This is a genomic window from Streptomyces sp. DH37, assembly GCF_029813835.1.
Lineage (GTDB): Bacteria > Actinomycetota > Actinomycetes > Streptomycetales > Streptomycetaceae > Streptomyces.
Genome location: NZ_JARVKV010000037.1, coordinates 38,789 through 59,079 on the forward strand (window position 1 = coordinate 38,789; position 20,291 = coordinate 59,079).

At 74.8% G+C, this 20,291-nt stretch carries 16 protein-coding genes; 3 read left to right on the top strand and 13 right to left on the bottom strand.

From position 1 onward, the window contains the following. Nucleotide 1: 1 nt before the first annotated feature. Together QC029_RS18935 and QC029_RS18940 are read right to left on the bottom strand one after the other, a co-directional pair. Entirely contained in the window at nucleotides 2-1,498 is a 1,497-nt protein-coding gene (locus QC029_RS18935) for an MFS transporter (protein ID WP_279556885.1), read from the bottom strand. A gap of 254 nt (nucleotides 1,499-1,752) precedes the next feature. After that, entirely contained in the window at nucleotides 1,753-2,331 is a 579-nt protein-coding gene (locus QC029_RS18940; protein WP_279556886.1) for a dienelactone hydrolase family protein, read from the bottom strand. A gap of 566 nt (nucleotides 2,332-2,897) precedes the next feature. Between QC029_RS18940 and QC029_RS18945 the strand changes: the two genes are divergently transcribed. Both QC029_RS18945 and QC029_RS18950 read left to right on the top strand, forming a co-directional pair. Further along, nucleotides 2,898-4,166, top strand: a complete 1,269-nt coding sequence (locus tag QC029_RS18945; protein WP_279556887.1) for a PP2C family protein-serine/threonine phosphatase — start codon at nucleotides 2,898-2,900, stop codon at nucleotides 4,164-4,166. 217 nt (nucleotides 4,167-4,383) lie between these two features. Further along, nucleotides 4,384-4,971 (top strand): DoxX family protein, encoded by a 588-nt coding sequence (locus QC029_RS18950; RefSeq protein ID WP_279556888.1) that lies wholly within the window; start codon nucleotides 4,384-4,386, stop codon nucleotides 4,969-4,971. Between the two features lie 22 nt (nucleotides 4,972-4,993). Here the strand turns inward: QC029_RS18950 and QC029_RS18955 are convergent, their stop codons facing one another. The 9 genes from QC029_RS18955 to QC029_RS18995 all read right to left on the bottom strand — a co-directional run bounded on the left by QC029_RS18955 (nucleotide 4,994) and on the right by QC029_RS18995 (nucleotide 16,320). Further along, complete coding sequence (locus QC029_RS18955) at nucleotides 4,994-7,321, bottom strand: xanthine dehydrogenase family protein molybdopterin-binding subunit (RefSeq protein ID WP_279556889.1); 2,328 nt, start codon at nucleotides 7,319-7,321, stop codon at nucleotides 4,994-4,996. After that, nucleotides 7,318-8,934, bottom strand: a complete 1,617-nt coding sequence (locus QC029_RS18960; protein ID WP_279556890.1) for a 2Fe-2S iron-sulfur cluster-binding protein — start codon at nucleotides 8,932-8,934, stop codon at nucleotides 7,318-7,320. The genes QC029_RS18955 and QC029_RS18960 overlap by 4 nt, the downstream gene beginning before the upstream one ends. Continuing rightward, nucleotides 8,931-9,791 carry an FAD binding domain-containing protein gene (locus QC029_RS18965; RefSeq protein WP_279556904.1) on the bottom strand — a complete coding sequence of 287 codons (861 nt, stop codon included), beginning with the start codon at nucleotides 9,789-9,791 and terminating at the stop codon, nucleotides 8,931-8,933. The genes QC029_RS18960 and QC029_RS18965 overlap by 4 nt, the downstream gene beginning before the upstream one ends. Nucleotides 9,792-10,220: 429 nt before the next feature. Then, nucleotides 10,221-11,951, bottom strand: coding sequence for a beta-N-acetylhexosaminidase (locus QC029_RS18970; protein WP_279556891.1), 1,731 nt, complete (start codon nucleotides 11,949-11,951; stop codon nucleotides 10,221-10,223). Between the two features lie 65 nt (nucleotides 11,952-12,016). Then, entirely contained in the window at nucleotides 12,017-12,874 is an 858-nt protein-coding gene (locus QC029_RS18975; protein ID WP_279556892.1) for a carbohydrate ABC transporter permease, read from the bottom strand. Then, the gene (locus QC029_RS18980) at nucleotides 12,871-13,764 is read right to left on the bottom strand and encodes a carbohydrate ABC transporter permease (RefSeq protein WP_279556893.1); all 894 of its coding nucleotides are present in this window, start codon (nucleotides 13,762-13,764) and stop codon (nucleotides 12,871-12,873) included. Before QC029_RS18980 ends, QC029_RS18975 begins: the two co-directional genes overlap by 4 nt. Before the next feature lie 2 nt (nucleotides 13,765-13,766). Then, the gene (locus QC029_RS18985) at nucleotides 13,767-15,077 is read right to left on the bottom strand and encodes an extracellular solute-binding protein (RefSeq protein ID WP_279556894.1); all 1,311 of its coding nucleotides are present in this window, start codon (nucleotides 15,075-15,077) and stop codon (nucleotides 13,767-13,769) included. A 324-nt stretch (nucleotides 15,078-15,401) separates the two neighbouring features. After that, a complete protein-coding gene (locus QC029_RS18990) occupies nucleotides 15,402-15,689 on the bottom strand; it encodes a DUF3039 domain-containing protein (protein ID WP_279556895.1) in 288 nt (95 codons plus the stop codon). 70 nt (nucleotides 15,690-15,759) lie between these two features. Next, complete coding sequence (locus QC029_RS18995) at nucleotides 15,760-16,320, bottom strand: YqgE/AlgH family protein (RefSeq protein WP_279556896.1); 561 nt, start codon at nucleotides 16,318-16,320, stop codon at nucleotides 15,760-15,762. 206 nt (nucleotides 16,321-16,526) lie between these two features. Here QC029_RS18995 and murA point away from each other — a divergent pair, with 206 nt between their 5' ends. Continuing rightward, on the top strand, nucleotides 16,527-17,855 hold the full coding sequence (murA, locus tag QC029_RS19000; RefSeq protein ID WP_279556897.1) for a UDP-N-acetylglucosamine 1-carboxyvinyltransferase: 1,329 nt from the start codon (nucleotides 16,527-16,529) through the stop codon (nucleotides 17,853-17,855). Between the two features lie 125 nt (nucleotides 17,856-17,980). Here murA and QC029_RS19005 read toward each other — a convergent pair whose 3' ends face one another. Together QC029_RS19005 and QC029_RS19010 are read right to left on the bottom strand one after the other, a co-directional pair. After that, nucleotides 17,981-18,262, bottom strand: coding sequence for an HU family DNA-binding protein (locus tag QC029_RS19005; protein WP_093654109.1), 282 nt, complete (start codon nucleotides 18,260-18,262; stop codon nucleotides 17,981-17,983). A gap of 302 nt (nucleotides 18,263-18,564) precedes the next feature. Then, the gene (locus tag QC029_RS19010; RefSeq protein WP_279556898.1) at nucleotides 18,565-19,998 is read right to left on the bottom strand and encodes an NAD-dependent malic enzyme; all 1,434 of its coding nucleotides are present in this window, start codon (nucleotides 19,996-19,998) and stop codon (nucleotides 18,565-18,567) included. Nucleotides 19,999-20,291 lie beyond the last annotated feature (293 nt).

Sequence of the window (20,291 nt, forward strand, 5' to 3'; positions counted from 1 at the left end):
GCTACTTCTCCACCCGCAGCCGCCCCGCCACCAGGGCGCCCACCAGGGCGACCGCCGCCGCCGGGAGGTAGACCACCACGAACGCCGCCGGGTGGGAGGCCGAGGCGGCGCCCGCCGCCTCCCCCGCGCCGTGCCCCACCGACACCGCGCCGCCGCCCAGGGCGGCGAAGAGCGCGCCGCAGGCGGCGAGCAGCACGATGTTGGACAGTCCGTCGCAGAGCTGGAGGGCCGCGGAGTTGGCGCCCGCCTCCTCCGGCTTCGACAGCTTCAGCAGCAGCACGCTCGTGGACGAGATCACCACGCCCATGCCGAAGCAGCCCGCCGCCTGGGCGACCGCCGCGGTCCACACCGGCACGGACTCCAGCAGCACCAGCGGCGTGGCCGCGATCGCCGCCGTCACCAGCACCATGCAGGACCGGACCAGCCACTCCCGGTGCGCCTCCGCGAAGGTGCGGGACTGGAGGAAGGACCCCAGCGCCCAGGTCGCCCCGCCCGCCGCGAGCGAGAGTCCGGCCATGGTCACCGACAGCCCGCGCTGGGTCACCAGCATCAGCGGCACGAAGCTCTCGGCGACGATGAACGCCCCCGCCGCCATGCCGCGCAGCAGCACCACCGCCGGCAGCCCGCGCGCGGCGCGGAACGTGCCGCGCGGCAGCAGCCCGCGCGCGGCCGGGACCATCAGGGCCGCGCCGAGCACGGCGGGGACCAGGGAGATCCAGCGCAGGTCCTGCCCGGCGTACTGGAGCAGACCGGCTCCCAGCGACACCGCCACCGCCAGCCGCATCAGCCGCCGGTCCAGCGGCCGCACCTCGCCGGGCGGCGGCCCTGCGGCGGCCCGCCGCAGGGGCGGGAGCATGGCGGCGATGGGCAGGACGACCAGGGCGGGGATGCCCAGGAACACCCAGCGCCAGCCGAGCTGCTCGGTGACCGTCCCGGCGATCAGCGGTCCGACGACGGAGGGGACCACCCAGGAGGCCGCGAAGGCGGCCATCACCGTGGGCCGCAGCCGCTCGGGATACGCGCGGCCGACGGTGACGTACAGCGCGACGATCACCAGGCCGCCGCCGACGCCCTGCACCGCCCGGCCGAGGACGAAGACCCACATCTCCGTCGCCGTCCCCGACAGCAGCAGCCCGGCGGCGAAGGCCCCGATCCCGGTGGCCAGCGACGCCAGCGGCCCGCTGCGGTCGCACCACTGGCCGGAGGCGACCATGCCCAGCAGGCTGGTGGTGAAGTACGCGGAGAAGGCGAACGCGTACAGCGGGATCCCGTCGAGCCGGTCCGCGGCGACGGGCATGGCCGTGCCGACGGCCGTCGCCTCGAAGGCGATGAGGAGGACGACGGAGACGATCCCCAGGGTCAGCGCCCGGTAGGTGCGGCCAAGCACCCCGCCGTCCGCCTCCGGCGCGGGCACCGGGGTGAGGACGGGGCTGATGGGGGCCACTTTGCCGAGGTCCCCGTCCAGGGAACCGTCGAGCTCGTCGTCGAGTGCGGTCATGCGGCTCAGAGTAAGGCCCGTCGCCGACACTGGCACCTGTCGGGGGGCGGTGGCCGGGTAGGCCGTTCGGCCTGGGTCCGCAGGCGGAGCGCCGCGGTGGACCGGAGCAGCGCGCAGCGCGCTTCCGGGCGGTTCCCCGCTCGCGTTCCGCCCCGCGCGAGCCGGGCGGGGACGGGCGCGAGCCGGGCGGGGGACGGGTCCGGGCGGCGGCCCGCGGCCCTCCGGCCGACTCCGGCGGGCCGCGCCGCGCGCGGCTACCCGACGCCGTCGAGGAAGCCGAGGACGCGTTCCCCGAGCAGCGCGGCGGCGGCCCCGTCGTACGACGGCAGGCTGCTGTCGGCGAACAGGTGCCGGTCGCCGGGGTAGAGGAACACCTCGGCGCCGGCGGCCGTCCGGGCCAGGGCGCGGGCCGCTTCGAGATCGCCCTCCCCGGCGAAGAACGCGTCGGCGTCCATGCCGTGCACCTGGACCGGCACCCCCTCGGGCCATGCGCCGCCGAACTCGGAGACGGGGGCGCACGCGTGGAACAGCAGCGCTCCCTTCGCCCCGGCGCGCGTCTGGGCCAGCATCTGCGCCGGCAGGACGCCGAGCGAGAACCCGGCGTAGACGAGTCCGCCGGGCAGTCCTTCGGCGGCGGCCCGTCCGCGCTCGATGAGCGTGTCGAACCCGGTCTCGCGCGCATGGGCGGCCCCTTCCTCCAGGTCGCCGAAGACCCGCCCCTCGTACAGGTCCGGCAGGTGGACGGTGTGGCCGGCCCTCCGCAGCTCCGCGGCGAACTCGCGGACCCCGGGCGTCAGTCCGTGCGCGTGGTGGAACAGCAGTACCTCGGCCATGTGGCTCCTCCGTCCGGCGGGGCCCGTGCGGCTCCGCCGGGCAAGTGTGGCGCGGGGCTCCGACAGCCCCCGCGCCACCGCCGCAACGGCCTCCGCGCCCCGGCCCGCCCGCGCGCCGGGGTGTGTGACCGAGGGGAGGTTCCCCGCCGCCGCTCGGCGACGAGGGGCCGGGGTCCGGGGTCCGGGGTCCGGGGTCCGGCAGCGGGGCGATGCGGCCGGGACCGATCCGTAGGCCCCCCCGACCGGACCGCGCCGGACCGCGCCGTCCGCCGGACCACCGGTACGCCGTCGAACGCGGGCCGGGGACCCGCCCCGCCCGTCCCGGTGCGGCGGCTCCGGCGCTCGGGCGCCGATGCCGGCGGCGGGGGAGTGTACTACCCGCCGGGGGCGCCCACAGCGTCGCTTCGCGACTCCGTTGATTGGCGGCACGCACTGAAACGGATTGCCGGGGCATACGGACGACAGGAGAACGGCAGCGTTCACGGGGAACGCGGCGACCGGGGTGGAGGTCCGGATCGCGCCAACGACGGCCCGGAACAGACGAGTTCCGGCGAGGGGAGTTGACGATGGCGGTCGAGTACGACACCGAGCGGGGTACCCATACCGGGATCCTCGCGGCGGCGGAGGCCGCGTCGCCGGTGGAGTCCGTCGACGTGGTGGCCCGTGAGCTCAGGCAGCGTTTCGGCGCGACTTCGGTGTCGTTCCTCATCACCGACCTGGCACGGCAGTCGGTGGTGCGGTTGAGCACCGCGGGCGAGGTGGGGACCGGCGAGAGCATGGAGACCATCCCGCTGTTCGGGAGCGCCTACGGCGACGTGATCCGTACGCAGCGGCTGCGGCTGGCGGACTCCATCGACGGGGACGGCGGGCAGCGGGTGATCGCTCCGGTCACCAACCGCGGGGACTCCATCGGAGTGCTGGAGGTGCGGGTTCCGGCCGGTCCGGACCGCAGGACGCTGCGGGAGATCAGCCGGGCCGCCCACACCCTGGCCTACATCGTCATCGCCAACCAGCGCTTCACCGACCACTACCAGTGGGGGCAGCGCACCGCCCCGCTCACCCTGGCCGCCGAGATCCAGCACAACCTGCTGCCCTCCTCGCTGTCGTGCGAGGCCGCGCAGTTCGCGGTGGCCGGAGCCCTGGAGCCGGCGGGCAACGTCGGCGGCGACACCTTCGACTACGCCCTGGACCGCGACACCCTCCACCTCTCCGTCACCGACGCCATGGGCCACGAGGTGAACGCCGCCATGCTCGCCACCCTGCTGGTCGGCGCCCTGCGGGGCGCGCGCCGCGCGGGCTGCGACCTGGCGGAGCAGGCCCGGCGGGCCCACGAGGCCATGGTCGACCACAGCGGGGGCGCGATGGCGACCGGGCTGCTGCTGCGCGTGTGCCTGCGCGACGGCCGGATCACGCTCGTCAACGCCGGCCACCCCTGGCCCCTGCGGCTGCGGGACGGCAAGGTGGAGGAGATCGGACTGAAGGTCAACCTCCCCTTCGGGGTCCAGCACCAGCGCCTGTACGAGGTGCAGGAGATGGGGCTGCGGCCGGGCGACCGGCTCGTCATCCTCACCGACGGGATGCTGGACCGCCGCTCCCGGCTCGTCGACCTGCCCGCCCTCCTCAAGGACACCCAGGGACTCCACCCGCGCGAGGCGACCCAGGTCCTGACCATGGCCGTCCTCGACGCCAACAGAGGCGAGCTCAAGGACGACGCCACCGTGATGTGCCTGGACTGGTACGGCCCCGAGCCGGTGCGCCGCGACGCCCACACCGGCGCCAGCCTCGCCCAGGCCTCCCCCGCCTCGCTCCCGTTCCGCCCGTTCTCCCGGGGCTGACCGCCGCCGGGGCTCCGGCGGACGGCGGGGGCGGCGTATCGGCGGAGGCGGCGGGGCCCTCAGGACGGCAGGACGGCGCAGCGCCCTCCCGGAAAGGCCGAAAGCCGTCGTGCCGGGTGTCTTGCCATGCCCTCGAACACGCCCGTACAGTCCGCGCAGCGGTGTGTGGGAGCGCTCCCACAGCCTCGGCCACCGCATCCCCCCACGGAGGCGACACATGAGTTCCGAGCTGCGTTCCCCCGCGCACGAGGAGCCCCCGCGCCAGGAGCCCCGGCGCGCCGGGCCGGAAAGGCCGGCGGCGGGAACGGCCGCGACCGCGCCCGGCCGCCGGGACGTCCGCCCCCGGCGCGGCCCGCACGCCCTGGCCGCCCTCTACCGGCGGCACAGCTTCACGGTGCTGAGGGTGTCCGTCGGGCTGCTGTTCCTGTGGTTCGGGACGCTCAAGCTCCTGCCGGGCGCCAGCCCGGCCGAGGACCTGGCCACCCGCGTGATGGACGAGCTGACCTCCGGCCGCGTACCGGCGGACCTGTCCCGGCCGCTGCTGGCCGGGGTGGAGATGCTGATCGGGGCCGGTCTGGTCACCGGGCTGCTGCTGCGCCTGACCCTGCTGGCCTTCTTCGTCCACATGGCCGGGACGTTCACGGCCCTGGCCGTCCTGCCCGCCGAGATGTGGGACGGGAACGTCGCCTTCCCCACCCTGGCCGGGCAGTACGTGATCAAGAACGTCGTGCTGGTGGCGGCCGGCCTCGCCGTCGCCGTCCACGCGCCGCGGCCGAGGGCCGCGGCGCGGGACGACGGCCTGTAGGCGCGGCCGGCGGCCCGGGTGGTCAGGGCGTCATCACCGCGGCCTGCGGACGGATCGGCAGCCGGTTGACCGGGCGTCCGGTCGCCGCGCGCACCGCCGCCGCCACCGCCGCCGGGGAGACCACCACCGGCACCGCGCTGACCGACTTCGCCCCGAAGGGCGCGACCACGTCCCGCTCCTCGACCAGCTTCACGACCCGGATGTCCGGGGCGTCCAGCGCGGTCGGCAGCGGGTAGGCGGTCAGGTCGGGGTGGCGCACCACGCCGCGCGAGACCCGCAGGTGCTCGGTGAGCGCCGCGCCCACGCCCTGGGTGACGCCCGCCTCGATCCGGGCGCGCAGCTGCTGGGGGTTGAGGACGCGGCCCACGTCCTGGGCGACGGCCATCTCCACCACCCGGATCGCGCCCAGTTCCACGTCCACGTCCACCACGGCGCGCACGGCGGCGAAGGCCAGGCTGACGAAGGCGTCGCCCTGGCCGGTGTCATCCAGCGGTTCGGTGGGGTGGGGACGGCACTGGGCCGTGGCCCACAGCTCCTTGCCCTCCAGCGCCTCGGCGACGGTGGTGCTGAGCACCCCGTCGTAGGAGGTGATCTTGCCGTCGGCGATGGTCAGCAGCTCGGTGGACATGCCGAACTTCGCGGCCAGCGGCTGGAGGAGCTGGGTGCGGACCATCTTGGCGGCGCGCTCCACCGCGCCGCCCGACACCCAGGTGTGGCGTCCGCGCGCGCCGGGGCCGGCCGGGGGCTGGTCGGTGTCGACGGCGACGACGTGCACCTCCTCGACGCCGAGCACCTCCTGCACGATCTGCCGGGCGAGGGTGGAGAAGCCCTGGCCGGTCTCCACGGCCGCGCACATCACCGTCGCGACGGGGCCGTTGACCTTCACCGTGGCCGTGGACACCTCGTCGGCGCCCTCCGCCCCCAGCATGTGGACCATGCCGAGCGCGAAGCCGACGCCGCGGCGCACCGCGCCCGGCTCGCCCGCGCCCTCGGGGCCGCCCGGCAGCAGCCACTCCTCCTCGGGGCTGTCCTTGGGCAGCGACGGCAGCGGCGCCTCCCGCACCGCGCGCAGCAGTTCGGCGACGGGCGCCGGGCAGGTGACGGTCTGGCCGGTGGGCAGCAGGTCGCCGGTGGCCATGACGTTGCGCATCCGCAGCTCGACCGGGTCCATGCCCAGTTTGGCGGCGAGCTTGTCCATCTGGCCCTCGTACGCGGCGCACACCTGCATCGCGCCCTCGCCGCGCACGTGGCCCGACGGCGGGTTGTTGGTGCGCACCGCCCAGCCGTCGATCGCGGCGTGCGGCACCACGTACGGGCCGGCGGCGAAGGACACGGCGGCGGCCAGCGCGTCGGCGGAGTCGTCGGCGTAGGCGCCGCCGTCCAGCAGGATCTGCGCCTCGACCTTGACCAGGCGGCCCTCGGAGTCGGCGTGGTGGCGGTAGCGCAGCAGGGTGGGGTGGCGGTGGGCGTGGCCGAGGAAGGACTCCTCGCGGCTGGCGGCGAGCTTGACCGGGCAGCCCGTCCTCATCGCCAGCAGGCCGAGCGGGAGCTGGACGCTCAGGTCCTCGCGGTCGCCCATGGCGCCGGGGACGCCGGTGACGACGACCTTGACCTGCTCGGGGCGGAGCCCGAGGCAGGCGGCGGCCAGGTCGCGGTCGGTGTGCGGGTCGGTGGAGGCCGTGTAGATCTCCACGCCGCCGTCGGTGCGCGGCACGGCGAGTCCGGCCTCGGCGCCGATGGGGGCCGGGTCCTGGCGGCCGATGCGGTACAGGCCCTCGACGATCACCTCGCCGGTGGCGGACTCGTCGCCGTAGCGCAGGGGGATGTGCCGGATCAGGTTGCCGTCGGGGTGGATCGGCTCGGCCTCGAACGCCTTCTCCGGGTCGGTGACCGGCTCCAGCACCTCGTACTCGACCGCGATGGCGGCGGCGGCCAGCCGCGCGGTGTCGGGGTGGTCGGCGGCGACGGCGGCGATGGGCTCGCCGTAGTGGCGCACCACGTCGCGGGCGAAGGCGGGCCGGTCGGCGACCCGGCGGCCGTGGGTGGCGTCGCCGGGCACGTCCTCGTGGGTGACGACGGCCCGCACGCCGGGCATCTCGGCGGCCGGCCCGGTGTCGACGGACAGGATCCGCGCGTGCGGGTGGGGCGCGCGGAGCACGGCGGCCCACAGCAGTCCCTCCGCCCACAGGTCGGCGGCGTACGGGAAGGTCCCCTGGACCTTGGCGAGCGCGTCGGCGGGCTGGAGCGAGGAGCCGAGCCCGTGCCGCGCGGCCTCGGTCCCCGTCCCCGGGGCGGCGCCGGGGAGGGGTACTCCCCCGGCCGGGGTGGCGGTCGCCGCGTCGCTGGTCACTGCGCGCCTCCGTCCTGCGGCAGGTCGTGGTCGTGGTGGGGGCGGCCCGAGACCGGTCCGGCCTGGTGCGGGATGCGGACGCGGGAGCCGCCGTCGCCGTTCTCCCCGCCGGGTCCGGCCCGGCGGTCCCCGGCCTCCGCCTCCCGGGCCTCGGCCAGCGCGGCGGCCGCGGCCTCGCGCTCGCCGACGACCGTGCGCACGGCGTCGAGCACGCCCCGGTAGCCGGAGCAGCGGCAGAGGTTGCCGCTGACGGCCTGGCGGGTCTCCAGCTCCGTCGGATCGTGGTTGCCCTCGAGCAGGTCGTGCAGGGTCATCGCCATGCCGGGCACGCAGAAGCCGCACTGCACGGCGCCGCAGGCGGCGAGCGCCCGCTGCACGTCGCAGGGCGTGCCGTTCTCGGCCAGCCCCTCGACGGTGCGGACCTCGGACCCGGCGGCGGTGGCGGCGGGCACCAGGCAGGAGGCGACGAGGCGCCCGTCGACCTGGACGGAGCAGGCCCCGCACTCCCCCTGCGAGCAGCCGTCCTTGGCCCCGGCCAGGCCGAGGCGCTCGCGCAGCACGTAGAGCAGGGACTCGCCGATCCAGGCGTCGGTCACGGGCCGCTCGGCCCCGTTGACGCGCAGGACGTAGGAGACGTGGGGGTGCTCGCTGTCGACCGCGGCGGCCTGCGGGACGGACGGGTCCGGTTCCGCGGAGGGCTCCCCGGCGGCGGGCGGCCCGGCGGGTTCCCCGACCTGCCCGACCTCCCCGACATCCTCGGCCTCCCCGGCGCCCTGCGGCTCCGGAGCGTCCGGAACCTCCGGGGCCTCGCGGGCGTCCGGGACCTCCGGGGTCTCGCGGGCCTCCGGGGCGTCCCCGGCCCCGGGGACGCCGGAGGTCTCCGGTGCGGCCTCCCGCTCCCGCGGCCCGCGGGCCGGCGGGACCTCGGGGGCCCCTCCGGCCGCCGCCGCGGCCAGGTACTCGCCGGAGTCGTCCGGGCTGCCCGCCGCCGCGAACGGGATCGACCACTGGCCGGTCGCGCCGGGCGCGGGCACCGCGCTCCAGTCCGCTCCCGAGGGCTGCGGACCCTCCGGCGCTCCTCCGGAGGGTCCGGAGTCCCCGGAGCCGTGCGCCTCGGGGCCGGTACCGTCCGGCGTCTCCGCGGCGCCCTCGCCCAGCGGACGGCGCTGCTGCCGCACGCGGGCCTCGTGCGAGCCCGCCAGTGCCGCCGCGGCGCCCTGCCCCATGGCGGCGGCCGTGCCCGGCGGCGGGGGCTGCTCCTCGGGGGCGGGCTCCGCCGTGCCCCCGGCGAACGGCATCGTCCACTGCCCCGGGGCCGCCGGGTCGGTGGTGGCCGACGGGGTCACCGGCGTCTGGGCGGGCGGCGCCTGGTACGCCCGGGGGTCGATGGCGGGCGGCTCCCAGCCGTGCCCGGTGCCCGGTGCGGCGAGCGGCTCGGGCAGGCCGCCGGTCCCGTCGGCGTACCCGTACTGGTACGGCCCGGGCAGGTTCTCGGGGAGCTGTATGAACGCGGTGGAGTCGCCGTCGTACTCGCCGCCCCAGCCGCCCTCGGGCGTCGGGGGCGGTACGGGCCGGCCGTCCGGCCGGAACGGTTCCTGCTGGTCGTTGCTCATGCGAGTGCCCTCCCGAGCCCCCGGCGGGCCAGTGTCGCCACCGTGCGCCGTACGTGCAGTGCCGCGGGCGGAAGCACGGGGGCCTCCCCGCCGCCCTCCGGGGCGGGGGGATCGGGGATGCAGGCCATGGCGACGTAGTCGCCGAAGGCGGCCAGCACCTCGGGGGCCAAGGCCCGTTGTCCGTCCCAGTCGATGAGCGAGGCCACCCACTGCTCGGCCTCCACCGGGCGCAGCGGCATCGGGGCGACGGCGCCGACCGCGCAGCGCACTCCGCGCCGGGCGGGGTCGAGCACGACGGCCACCGAGGCCAGCGCGCGTCCGGGGCCGGTCCGTCCGGTGGCCTTGAGGAAGGTCTGGGGGGCGTGCAGCAGCGGCACGCGCACGTAGCCGACGATCTCGCCGGGCCGCAGCATCTCCATGCCGGTCAGCAGGTGGCTCACCGGGATCTCGCGGCGCGCCCCGCCCGGCCCGGCGATCAGCAGCGCGGCCTCCAGCGCGGCCAGGACGGGCAGGGAGTCGCCGGTGGGCGCGGCGGTGACGATGTTGCCGCCGAGCGTCCCGGCGTTGCGGATCTGCGGCGGCCCGGCGGCGCGGGCGGCGGCGGCCAGGGCGGGGATGAGGGCGGCGAAGTCGGGGCGGCCCATGCGGGCGTGGGTGAGGCCGGCGCCGAGCAGCGCGTGGCCGTCCTGGTACTCCCAGCCGCGGATCTCGCTGATCCGGCCCAGTCCGACCAGCGCGGCGGGCCTCAGCAGACCGGAGTTGACCCCGGTCATCAGATCGGTGCCGCCCGCGACGGGCACGGCGGCAGGCGTGGCGGCGAGAGCGGCCACGGCCTCGTCGAGCGTGGCCGGCAGCATGACCGGCTGCGCCGCCCGTGGTGCGTGCGGTGCGTGCGTGCTCAATCCAGCGCCCCTTCCCCGGTCGTCCCGGCTGCCCAGCCGTACCGTACGTGCTGGGAACCCGGACGTGGCAACTCTGGCACATTCCGAGGGGCCGCCGGTGCCCGGGTCCGTGAAGGGAGCATCCGTCCCTGACCTGGCTGATGGCCCGCTTTCGGCAGTTGTCACCGACAGAAGCGCCTTGCCACTCCTGGGAGACCTTGTACTACTTTATACGGGCCGTTGCGGGGGCCGTTCCAGGACCGGGGCGGGGCTGTTCCGCGGCCGCTCCGGAACCGGACTGAGCCGGACCGGACCGAGCCGGACTGAGCCGGTCCGAGCCGGACGGGGCCGGACGGGGCCGGCCTGAACCGACCCGGACCGGCCCGGAAGCGCCCGGTGCCGTTCTCAGACCGCCGGGGGCGGCTCCTGGAAGGGCCGGCCCGGGATGCCGGGGCGGCGCTGCCAGGGGTACGGCCCCGACGGCGGTCGGTAGGCCACGCCCAGGGCGTCGAGACGGGCGCGGTGGGCGGTCATCCGCCGTTCGAAGCCCTCGAAGCCCTCCCGGTCGCGGGCCCCCGGCTCGGACCACACCACCTCGGCGAAGGCGGCCAGCCGCGGGAACGCCTGGTAGTCGGCGCGCCGTTGGTCCTCCACGACCTCGGTCCACAGGTTGGCCTGCGCGCCGATGACGCGCGCCGCCGCGCCGGTGCCCGCCAGCCGGGGCGGCACGGGGTCGAAGGCGTACACGTCGCGCAGGGTGCGCACGTATCCGATGGGCACCGGCTCGTCCTCGCCGGCGTCCTGCCGGTGGTCGAGGTAGACCTGCTGCTCGGGGCACATCACCACGTCGTGCCCGGCCCGCGCGGCGGCGATCCCGCCCGCGTAGCCGCGCCAGGAGGAGACGACGGCGCCCGGGCTCAGCCGCGGGGCCGCGCCGTCCGGGGAGCCCTCCTCCACCGCCGTGCCCTCCAGGATCTCGTCCCAGCCGACGAGGCGGCGGCCCCGCTCGGCCAGGAAGCGGTCGAAGTGCCGTACGAACCACGCCTGGAGGGCGTCCACCCCGTCCAGGCCCAGCTCCGCCGCCCGCGCCCGCGCGGCCGGGGAGCGCCGCCACTGGTCCCTGGGGCACTCGTCGCCGCCGATGTGCACGAACTCCCCCGGGAACAGCTCCAGGACCTCCTCGAACACCCCCTCGTAGAAGCGGAGTACGGCCTCGGTGGGGGCCAGGACGTTGGGGCTGACGCCCCAGTCGTCCCACACCTGCGGCGCCGCGGCGTCCGCGGCGCCCCCGTGGATGTCCGTGTTGCCCAGCTCCGGGTAGGCGGCGATGGCCGCCTGGGAGTGGCCGGGCACGTCGATCTCGGGGACGACGGTGATGTGGCGCTCGGCGGCGTAGGCGACGATCTCGCGGACGTCGTCGTGGGTGTAGAAGCCGCCGTGCGGGCGCTCGTCCCACAGCGGGGAGTCCCGGTGCCCCAGCCGGGTCCGCCGGCGCCAGGCGCCGACCTCCGTGAGGCGGGGGAAGCGCTCGATCTCCAGGCGCCAGCCCTGGTCGTCGGTGAGGTGGAGGTGGAGCACGTTGAGCTTGTGCGCGGCGAGCAGGTCGATCCAGCGCAGCACGCCGTCCCTGGGCGTGAAGTGCCGTGCCGTGTCCAGCATGAAGCCGCGCCAGGCGAAGCGGGGGGCGTCGGCCACGCGGACGTACGGCAGCGACCACCCGCGGCCGGGCAGCGGCGCGCGGCGGTACGCGTCGGGGCCGAGGAGCTGCCGCAGCGTCTGGGCGCCCCAGAAGACGCCGGGGGCCGCGCCGCCGCGGATCTCCGCGCCGCCGCCGGTCACGCTCAGCCGGTAGCCCTCGGGGCCGAGTTCGGCGGCGACCGCCTCGTCCACCCGCAGCCGTACGACGGCACCTCCGTGAACACCGCCGTGGCCGCCGCCGTGGTCACCGCCGTGAACACCGCCGTCCGCCGCGGGCGGCAGCGGCAGCCCGGTGGCCGCGCCGAGCGCGGTGCGCAGCCAGTGGGCGGCCCGTTCGGTGCCGGGGCCGGCGTCCAGCGCCGTCCGCGCGTCCAGTGCCAGCCGCCCGCCGCCGTCCGCGACGGAGCGCGGCAGGGGGACCAGATCCGGCTCGTCCATGCCCGTTCCTCTCGTGTGTTCCATGGGCTCGTGTGCCGTGCACGCCGTGCACCCCGCGCACCCCGTCAGTCCTTCACCGCGCCGCCGAGCCCGGAGACCAGGCGGCGCTGGACGAGGACGAAGAAGACCAGCACGGGGATCGTCATGACGGTCGAGGCGGCCATGACCCCGCCCCAGTCCGGGGTCTCGGTGTCGAAGAACACCAGGAGCGCCATCGGCAGCGTGGAGTTCTCCGTGTCGGAGACGATGAACGACTTGGCGAACAGGAAGTCGTTCCAGGCGGAGATGAAGGAGAAGACGCTCGTCGCGACGAGTCCCGGGAAGACCAGCGGGAAGAGGATCCGCCACAGGAAGCGCGCACGGCTCGCGCCGTCGACGAGGGCCTGCTCCTCCAGGGAGTCGGGCACCGCCCGGACGAAGCCGCGCAGCATCCAGATCGCGAACGGCAGCGAGAAGGCGATGTGCGGCAGGATCAGCGAGCCGAGCGTGTTGAGGCCGATGCCGGGGACCGTCTGCCCCAGGTCGCGCATCAGGAAGAACAGCGGAATGGTCAGCGCCTCGACCGGCACCATCTGGGCGACCAGGAACATCACCAGGAGCGTGGTGCGGAAACGGAAGCGGAAGCGCGTCACGGCGGTCGCCGCGAGAAAGGCGATCAGCGCCGACGCGACGACCACGGCGCCCGCCACGAGGAGGCTGTTGAGGAAGTAGCGGCCGAAGTCCTGCTGCCCGAAGACGCGGCGGAAGGCGTCCAGCGAGGGGTTCAGCGTCCAGGGGCGCGGGCTGTCGGAGCGCACCTCGCCCGCGGGTTTGAACGCCGACAGCACCATCCAGTACAGCGGGAAGGCGACCGCCGCCGCGACCGCGACGGCCGTCGTCTCGGCGGCCAGCCGCCACGGGCGCCGTACGCGCGGCCGGTTCACAGCTCCTCCCCCGTGCGGCGCAGCAGCCGCAGGTGGACGAGGGTGACGGCCAGCAGGATCAGCAGCATCACCACGCCGATGGCCGCGCCCAGGCTGTACTGCGAGGAGGCGAAGGCCGTCTGGTAGGCGTAGACGTTGAGCACCAGGTTCTGTCCGGCGATCCCACCGCCGCCGGTCATCACGTAGATCTGGGTGAAGACCTTGAAGTCCCAGATGACCGACTGGATGGTGACGACGGTGAGGATCGGCCGCAGCATCGGGGCGGTGACATGGCGCCAGGTCCGCCAGGAGGACGCGCCGTCCAGCGCCGCGGCCTCCAGGATCTCGCCCGGAACGGCCCGGATCCCCGCGTACACCGTCACCATGACGAACGGGAAGGAGCACCAGACCACCTCGAACAGCACCAGGGCGAACGCGCTGTGGCGGCCGTACGTCCAGGAGAAGCCGTCCAGGCCCAGCACCCTGTTGACCGGGCCGAAGTCGGGGTCGAACAGGAACACCCAGACCGTCGAGCCGGTGATCGCCGGAGTCGCCCACGCCCCGAGCGCCGCCAGCATCAGCAGCAGCCTCGGCACCGCGCGGACGCGGGTGAGCAGGACGGCCAGCGCGCAGCCGACCGCCAGGGTGCCCGCCACGCAGGCGGCGGCGAACACCACCGTGGTGGCCAGCACGCTCCGGAACCGCTCGTCGCCCAGGAGTTCGGCGTAGTTGTCCAGGCCCCGGAAGACGGTGGGCTCGCCTCCGCTGACCTGCGCCTGGGTGTACTCCAGGACGGATATCAGACCGAGCTGCCAGATCGGGTAGGCCAGCAGCCCGGCGAGGACGACGAGGGCGGGGGCGAGGTAGAGCCAGGGCGTACGGCCGCCGCTCCGCGGTGTGTTGGCGGCCATGGTCAGCGCGCGGCCCCGCCGAAGGCCTCGTCCATCCTCGCCGCCGCGTCCCTCGTCGCGGCGGCGACGTCCTTACGGCCGCTGACGATCTCCTGGAACATGGTGGGCAGCACCTGGGAGGCGTCGATCCCGGTCCAGGCGGGGGTGGCGGGCACGAACCGGGTCCCGGCCTCCAGGGTCCGCACGAAGGGCTCGAAGAACGGCTCGGAGGCGGCGGCCTCCTCGCGGACGTCGGTGAAGGTGGGCAGGAAGCCCATCGCCTCGAAGAGGTCGCGCTGGGTCTCCTTGCCCGCCAGGGACTTCATCAGCTCCACGGCGAGGGTGCGGTGGCCGCTGCCGCGCAGCACGCCGAGGTTGTTGCCGCCGGCGAAGGCCGGGGCGATCTCGCCCCTGCGCACCCCCGGCAGCGGGACGACGGCGTACTTCCCCCGCACCGCGCCGTCCTCCATCGCCCGGCGGCTGAAGTCGCCGCCGACGACCATGCCGGCCCGGCCGCTCGCGAACGCCTGGACGGTGTCGTTGCCGCCCATCCCGGCGCACTTGGCGGGCGGGCAGTTGTGCTCGCCGAAGAGGTCGGTGTACGCCTCCACGCCCCTGCGCGCGGCCGGGGAGTCGATGGCGGCGGTGTACGCGTCCCCCTCGGGCTCGGCCACCTCGCCGCCGTGGGCCCAGACGAAGGGCAGCGCGCCGTAGGTGTACGCGCCGCCGACGGCCAGGCCGTACATCCCGGGCCGCTCCCCGGCGATGCGGCGCGCGGCGGCGGCGACCTCCGCCAGCGTCCGCGGCGGCTCCAGTCCCAGGTCGGCGAAGACGTCGGTGCGGTAGTAGAGGGCGCGCACGCCGACGGAGAGGGGGGCGCCGTAGACCTTTCCGTCCACGGTCACCGACCGGCGGGCGGTCGGGTCGGTGTCGTCCGCCTCGTCCCAGGCACCGAACTCCCCGGTGATGTCGGCCAGTCCGCCGTCGGCGACGTATCCGGCGGTGTCGGTGTTGCCGTACTCGATCAGATCGGGCGCGGAGGAGGGGTCGTTGAAGGCCGCCCTGATCCTCTCGGCGCGGCTGTCGACGGGGATGTACCGGACGTCGACCTCGACGCCCTCGTGCCGCTTCGTGAAGGCGCGGACGACGTCCTCGACGATCCGCTCCTTGGGCCCGTTGTTCACCTCGCGGAAGAGCCACACGCGCACCGTGCCGCTCCTGCTGTCCCCGCCCGCGCCCCCGCCGCCGGAGGTGGCGGGGGCGCAGGCGGTGGCGGCGGAGGCGGCGAGGAGGAGCGCCCCCGTCAGGGCGGCGGCGCGGGCGGAGAACTTCATGGGCGACCCCCAGGAGAGTGTCGTTGCACGACGTGCAACGCACGTTTCGTTCCGCACAACTCCGCAGGAGAGTAGGGGCACCCGCGGCGGCCGACAAGAGGTCTCGACCACTTCCGGCCGCTCCGCGGCCCCCGCCCCGGACCGCGCGACGCGCCCGCTCGCCCCGGAACACGGCCGGAGGACGGCCGGAACACCCCCGACAACGCGGCGGTCCCCGGAGCGCACCGTGATGCGCTCCGGGGACCGCCGGAGGAGGTGAACGGGCCCTGTGCGGGGCGGGTCAGGGCGAGACGGGAGGAAGGGAGGGGCCGCCGGGGGGCGGCGTCACTTCTTGCCGCCGTCCTTGCCCTTGTCGCCGCCGCCGGCTCCCATGGACTCGTAGATCTCCTTGCACATGGGGCAGACCGGGTACTTCTTCGGATCGCGCCCCGGGACCCAGACCTTGCCGCAGAGCGCGACGACGGGGGTCCCGTCGAGCGCGCTGGCCATGATCTTGTCCTTCTGGACGTAGTGGGCGAAGCGCTCGTGGTCGCCATCGCCGTGGGACACCTGCGGGGTGGGCTCGACGAGGGTGCCGGTGCCCGTCCCGCGCTCGGGCTCAGGAGTGCTCATGGGGCCCAAGGGTACTGCGACCGCCCCCGGGGGCACCGGGACCCGGCACGTCCGGGGGACCGGCGCGGGGCTAGTTCAGCGAGGGGTCGTCGGGATACGTGGCCACCATCGCCAGCTCGCTGCGCTGGCGGCGCAGTACGTCCCGCCACAGCCGCTCCGGGTCGGGCGCGGAGACGTCGCCGGGCTCGGACTCCACCACGTACCAGGCCCCCTCCTCCAGCTCGTTCTCCAACTGGCCCGGCCCCCAGCCGGCGTAACCGGCGAAGATCCGCAGCGAGCCCAGCTCGGCGGCGAGCAGCTCCGGCGGCGCCTCCAGGTCCACCAGGCCGATGGCGCCGTGCACCCGCCGCCACCCCAACGGCCCCTCGGCCCCGGGGATGACGGCGACGCCGAGCGCCGCGTCCAGCGAGACGGGCCCGCCCTGGAAGACCACGCCGGGCTCTCCCGCCAGCGCGGCCCATGGCTCCAGCACGTCGCCGACGTCGACGGGGGTCGGCCTGTTCAGGACGATGCCGAGCGAGCCCTCCTCGTCGTGGTCGAGGAGAAGCACCACCGCACGGTCGAAGTTCGGGTCGGTCAGCGCCGGCGTCGCGACGAGCAGCCGCCCGGTGAGCGAGGACACCTCGGTCATGCCCCCCATGATCCCGCACCCGGGGCCCGGGAGGGGAGTCGAACCCCGCATGACGTTCCGGAACGGCGCGGGGACGGTGCGTGCCGGGGCGGCGCCCGGAGCGCGCCGGAGCCCGTCCGCGCCGGGGGAGAACGGATACGACGCGGGTAAGCGGCCATTACCATTCCCTGTGCCCCTGCTCTTCTTCATCCTGGAACGCGAGGCCCATGACCGGCACTGACGACGTACTCCTTGTCCACGGCGGCACCCCGCTGGAGGGCGAGATCAGAGTCCGCGGCGCGAAGAACCTCGTGCCCAAGGCCATGGTCGCCGCACTGCTCGGCAGCGAACCGAGCCGTCTGCGCAACGTCCCCGAGATCCGCGACGTACGGGTCGTGCGCGGCCTGCTGGAACTGCACGGCGTCACCGTGAGCAAGGGCGAGGAGCCAGGCGAACTGGTGCTCGACCCCTCCCACGTGGAGAGCGCCAACGTCGCCGACATCGACGCCCACGCGGGCTCCTCCCGCATCCCGATCCTCTTCTGCGGCCCCCTGCTGCACCGGCTGGGCCACGCCTTCATACCCGGACTGGGCGGCTGCGACATCGGCGGACGTCCGGTGAACTTCCACTTCGACGTGCTGCGCGAGTTCGGCGCGACGATCGAGAAGCGCGCCGACGGCCAGTACCTGGAGGCCCCGCAGCGGCTGCGCGGCTGCAGGATCAAGCTGCCGTACCCGTCGGTCGGCTCCACCGAACAGGTGCTGCTGACGGCCGTGCTCGCCGAAGGTGTGACGGAACTCTCCAACGCCGCCGTGGAGCCGGAGATCGAGGACCTCATCTGCGTGCTGCAGAAGATGGGCGCGATCATCTCCATGGACACCGACCGGACGATCCGCATCACCGGTGTGGACAAGCTCGGCGGCTACAACCACCGCGCCCTGCCGGACCGCCTGGAGGCGGCCTCCTGGGCGAGCGCGGCGCTGGCGACCGAGGGCAGCGTGTACGTGCGCGGCGCCAGCCAGCGCGAGATGATGACCTTCCTCAACACCTACCGCAAGGTGGGCGGCGCGTTCGAGGTGGACGACGACGGCATCCGCTTCTGGCACCCGGGCGGCGCGCTCAACGCCATCGCCCTGGAGACGGACGTCCACCCCGGCTTCCAGACCGACTGGCAGCAGCCGCTCGTGGTGGCCCTGACCCAGGCGTCGGGCCTGTCGATCGTCCACGAGACGGTGTACGAGTCGCGGCTGGGCTTCACCGAGGCGCTCAACCAGATGGGCGCGCACATCCAGCTCTACCGCGAGTGCCTGGGCGGCATGCCCTGCCGCTTCGGCCAGCGCAACTTCCTCCACTCGGCGGTCGTCTCGGGCCCCACGAAGCTCCAGGGCGCCGATCTGGTCATCCCGGACCTCCGCGGCGGCTTCTCGTACCTGATCGCCGCCCTGGCGGCCCAGGGGACCTCCAGGGTCCACGGCATCGACCTGATCAACCGGGGCTACGAGAACTTCATGGAGAAGCTGCCCGCGCTGGGCGCCCGGGTGGAACTCCCGGCCTGACCGCCACCGGGCCCCGGGGACCGTCCCCCGGGGCCCGGGCCGGCCGTGCACGACGCCGAAGGGCGGTCACCCCTGCCGGGGTGACCGCCCTCGTGCGTGCGCCTGTGGTGCCGCGCGCCAGGGGCTCACTTGCCCTTGGCGGCCTCCTTCAGCTTGGAGCCCGCGGAGACCTTCACGCTGTAGCCGGCCGGGATCTCGATCGGGTCGCCGGTCTGCGGGTTGCGCGCGGTGCGAGCGGCACGGTGGGTGCGCTCGAAGGTCAGGAAGCCGGGGATGGTGACCTTCTCGTCGCCCTTGGCGACGACCTCGCCGACGGTCTCGGCGAACGCGGCCAGCACAGCGTCGGCGTCCTTGCGGGTCACCTGGGCGCGCTCGGACAGCGCTGCCACCAGCTCACTGCGGTTCATAATTCGTACTCCCGTGTTTTTCTTGCCTGTGAGGCGTGAGATCGAAGCCGATGCTGCCAGGGCCCTCGGACAGTCCCCGGACCCGGGTCTGCTCCCAGACCCTCTGCTCCCCCTGGGAACAGCCCTCGGGGGAGCATCCTGCCCCCACCTGCGGTGGTAATGCCAATCCGGCGCCCTGTGACGTCGCCCGAAGAGCGCCCGTGACACGCTGCTATTACGCTCCGTAGCCACTCCCGGTGGGGTCTTCGCCACCCTAAGGGGCCATCCGGGTGGAGCGCCCCCGACGCGCCGGACCCGTGCGGCTAGGGCGCCGTGGCGGTCGTCACGGACTCCCCGGCCGCGATGGCGGCGTCGCGCACCGCCCCGGCGACGGCGCCCGCGACCTTGTCGTTGAAGACGCTCGGGATGATGTAGTTCGCGTTCAGCTCGTCCTCGTGCACCACGTCGGCCAGCGCCCGCGCCGCGGCCAGCATCATCTCCTCGTTGACCGTGCGCGACTGGGCGTCGAGCAGGCCCCGGAAGACGCCGGGGAAGACCAGCACGTTGTTGATCTGGTTGGGGAAGTCCGAGCGGCCGGTGGCCACGACGGCGGCGGTCCGGCGGGCGACCGCCGGGTCCACCTCCGGGTCGGGGTTGGCGAGCGCGAACACGATGGCGCCGTCGGCCATCGCCGCCACGTCCTCGCCGCCGAGCACGTCCGGGGCGGAGACGCCGATGAAGACGTCGGCCCCGGCGACCGCCTGCCTGAGCGTGCCGGTGACGCCCTCGGGGTTGGTGTTGTCGGCGATCCAGCGCAGCGGCGAGCCGGGCGCGGCGTCCACCAGGTCCTCGCGGCCGGCGTGCACCACGCCGTGGATGTCGGCGACCACCGCGTGCTTCACGCCGGCGTCCAGCAGCAGCTTGAGGATGGCCGTGCCGGCCGCGCCCGCGCCGGACATGACGACCCGTACGTCGCCGATCTGCTTGCCGACGACGCGCAGCGCGTTGGTCAGCGCGGCCAGCACCACGATGGCGGTGCCGTGCTGGTCGTCGTGGAAGACCGGGATGTCCAGGGCCTCGCGCAGCCGCGCCTCGATCTCGAAGCAGCGGGGGGCGGAGATGTCCTCCAGGTTGATGCCCGCGAAGCCGGGCGCGACGGCCTTGACGATCTCGACGATGGCGTCGGTGTCCTGGGTGTCCAGGCACAGCGGCCAGGCGTCGATGCCCGCGAAGCGCTTGAAGAGGGCCGCCTTGCCCTCCATGACCGGCAGCGCGGCCTTCGGGCCGATGTTGCCCAGGCCCAGCACGGCCGAGCCGTCGGTGACGACGGCCACGGCGTTGCGCTTGATGGTCAGCCGGCGGGCGTCCTCGGGGTTGGCCGCGATCTGGGTGCAGACCCGGGCCACGCCGGGCGTGTAGATCATGGACAGGTCGTCGCGGTTGCGAATGGGGTGCTTGGACGCCATCTCGATCTTGCCGCCCAGGTGCATCAGGAAGGTCCGGTCGGAGACCTTGCCGATGGCGATGCCCTCGACGTCGCGGAGCTTGGCGACGATCTCGTCCGCGTGGGCGGTGGAGGACGCCGCGATCGTGACGTCGATGCGGAGCCGCTCGTGGCCGGAGGCCGTGACGTCGAGACCGATGACCGAGCCGCCGGAGGACTCCACGGCCGTGGTGAGCTGGCTGACCGCCGATCCTCCGGCGGGCACCTCCAGACGGATGGTCATCGAGTACGAGACGCTGGGCGCCGTTGCCATGGCCGGTTTCCTCTGCTTTCCCTGATCCTGTGCCGCGGTTCCGGCCACCGCGCCGGATCGCGTCACCCGATCGTCGCACCTACCGGCCGGTAGCAGGTAACCGGTTCCGGAGGGCGGAAAGTGTTTCCCGTCATAGGGACGCGGAGGCGGACCGGGAGGACGCACGAACGAGGGGTCCGCGCCGTCCGGGGACGGCGCGCGGCGACGGGCACGGCGCCCAGGGGCGCCCCCGGGCCGCGGACCGCTACACCTCCAGCTCCAGCCGCGCGATCTCCCCGACCTCCAGCGCCACG

Excerpts from the sequence above, each read along its gene's own strand:
- QC029_RS18935 (WP_279556885.1), bottom strand. The coding sequence starts at position 1,498 with ATGACCGCACTCGACGACGAGCTCGACGGTTCCCTGGACGGGGACCTC.
- QC029_RS18940 (WP_279556886.1), bottom strand. The coding sequence starts at position 2,331 with ATGGCCGAGGTACTGCTGTTCCACCACGCGCACGGACTGACGCCCGGG.
- QC029_RS18945 (WP_279556887.1), top strand. The coding sequence starts at position 2,898 with ATGGCGGTCGAGTACGACACCGAGCGGGGTACCCATACCGGGATCCTC.
- QC029_RS18950 (WP_279556888.1), top strand. The coding sequence starts at position 4,384 with ATGAGTTCCGAGCTGCGTTCCCCCGCGCACGAGGAGCCCCCGCGCCAG.
- QC029_RS18960 (WP_279556890.1), bottom strand. The coding sequence starts at position 8,934 with ATGAGCAACGACCAGCAGGAACCGTTCCGGCCGGACGGCCGGCCCGTA.
- QC029_RS18965 (WP_279556904.1), bottom strand. The coding sequence starts at position 9,791 with ATGCTGCCGGCCACGCTCGACGAGGCCGTGGCCGCTCTCGCCGCCACG.
- QC029_RS18970 (WP_279556891.1), bottom strand. The coding sequence starts at position 11,951 with ATGGACGAGCCGGATCTGGTCCCCCTGCCGCGCTCCGTCGCGGACGGC.
- QC029_RS18980 (WP_279556893.1), bottom strand. The coding sequence starts at position 13,764 with ATGGCCGCCAACACACCGCGGAGCGGCGGCCGTACGCCCTGGCTCTAC.
- QC029_RS18985 (WP_279556894.1), bottom strand. The coding sequence starts at position 15,077 with ATGAAGTTCTCCGCCCGCGCCGCCGCCCTGACGGGGGCGCTCCTCCTC.
- QC029_RS18990 (WP_279556895.1), bottom strand. The coding sequence starts at position 15,689 with ATGAGCACTCCTGAGCCCGAGCGCGGGACGGGCACCGGCACCCTCGTC.
- QC029_RS18995 (WP_279556896.1), bottom strand. The coding sequence starts at position 16,320 with ATGACCGAGGTGTCCTCGCTCACCGGGCGGCTGCTCGTCGCGACGCCG.
- murA (WP_279556897.1), top strand. The coding sequence starts at position 16,527 with ATGACCGGCACTGACGACGTACTCCTTGTCCACGGCGGCACCCCGCTG.
- QC029_RS19005 (WP_093654109.1), bottom strand. The coding sequence starts at position 18,262 with ATGAACCGCAGTGAGCTGGTGGCAGCGCTGTCCGAGCGCGCCCAGGTG.
- QC029_RS19010 (WP_279556898.1), bottom strand. The coding sequence starts at position 19,998 with ATGGCAACGGCGCCCAGCGTCTCGTACTCGATGACCATCCGTCTGGAG.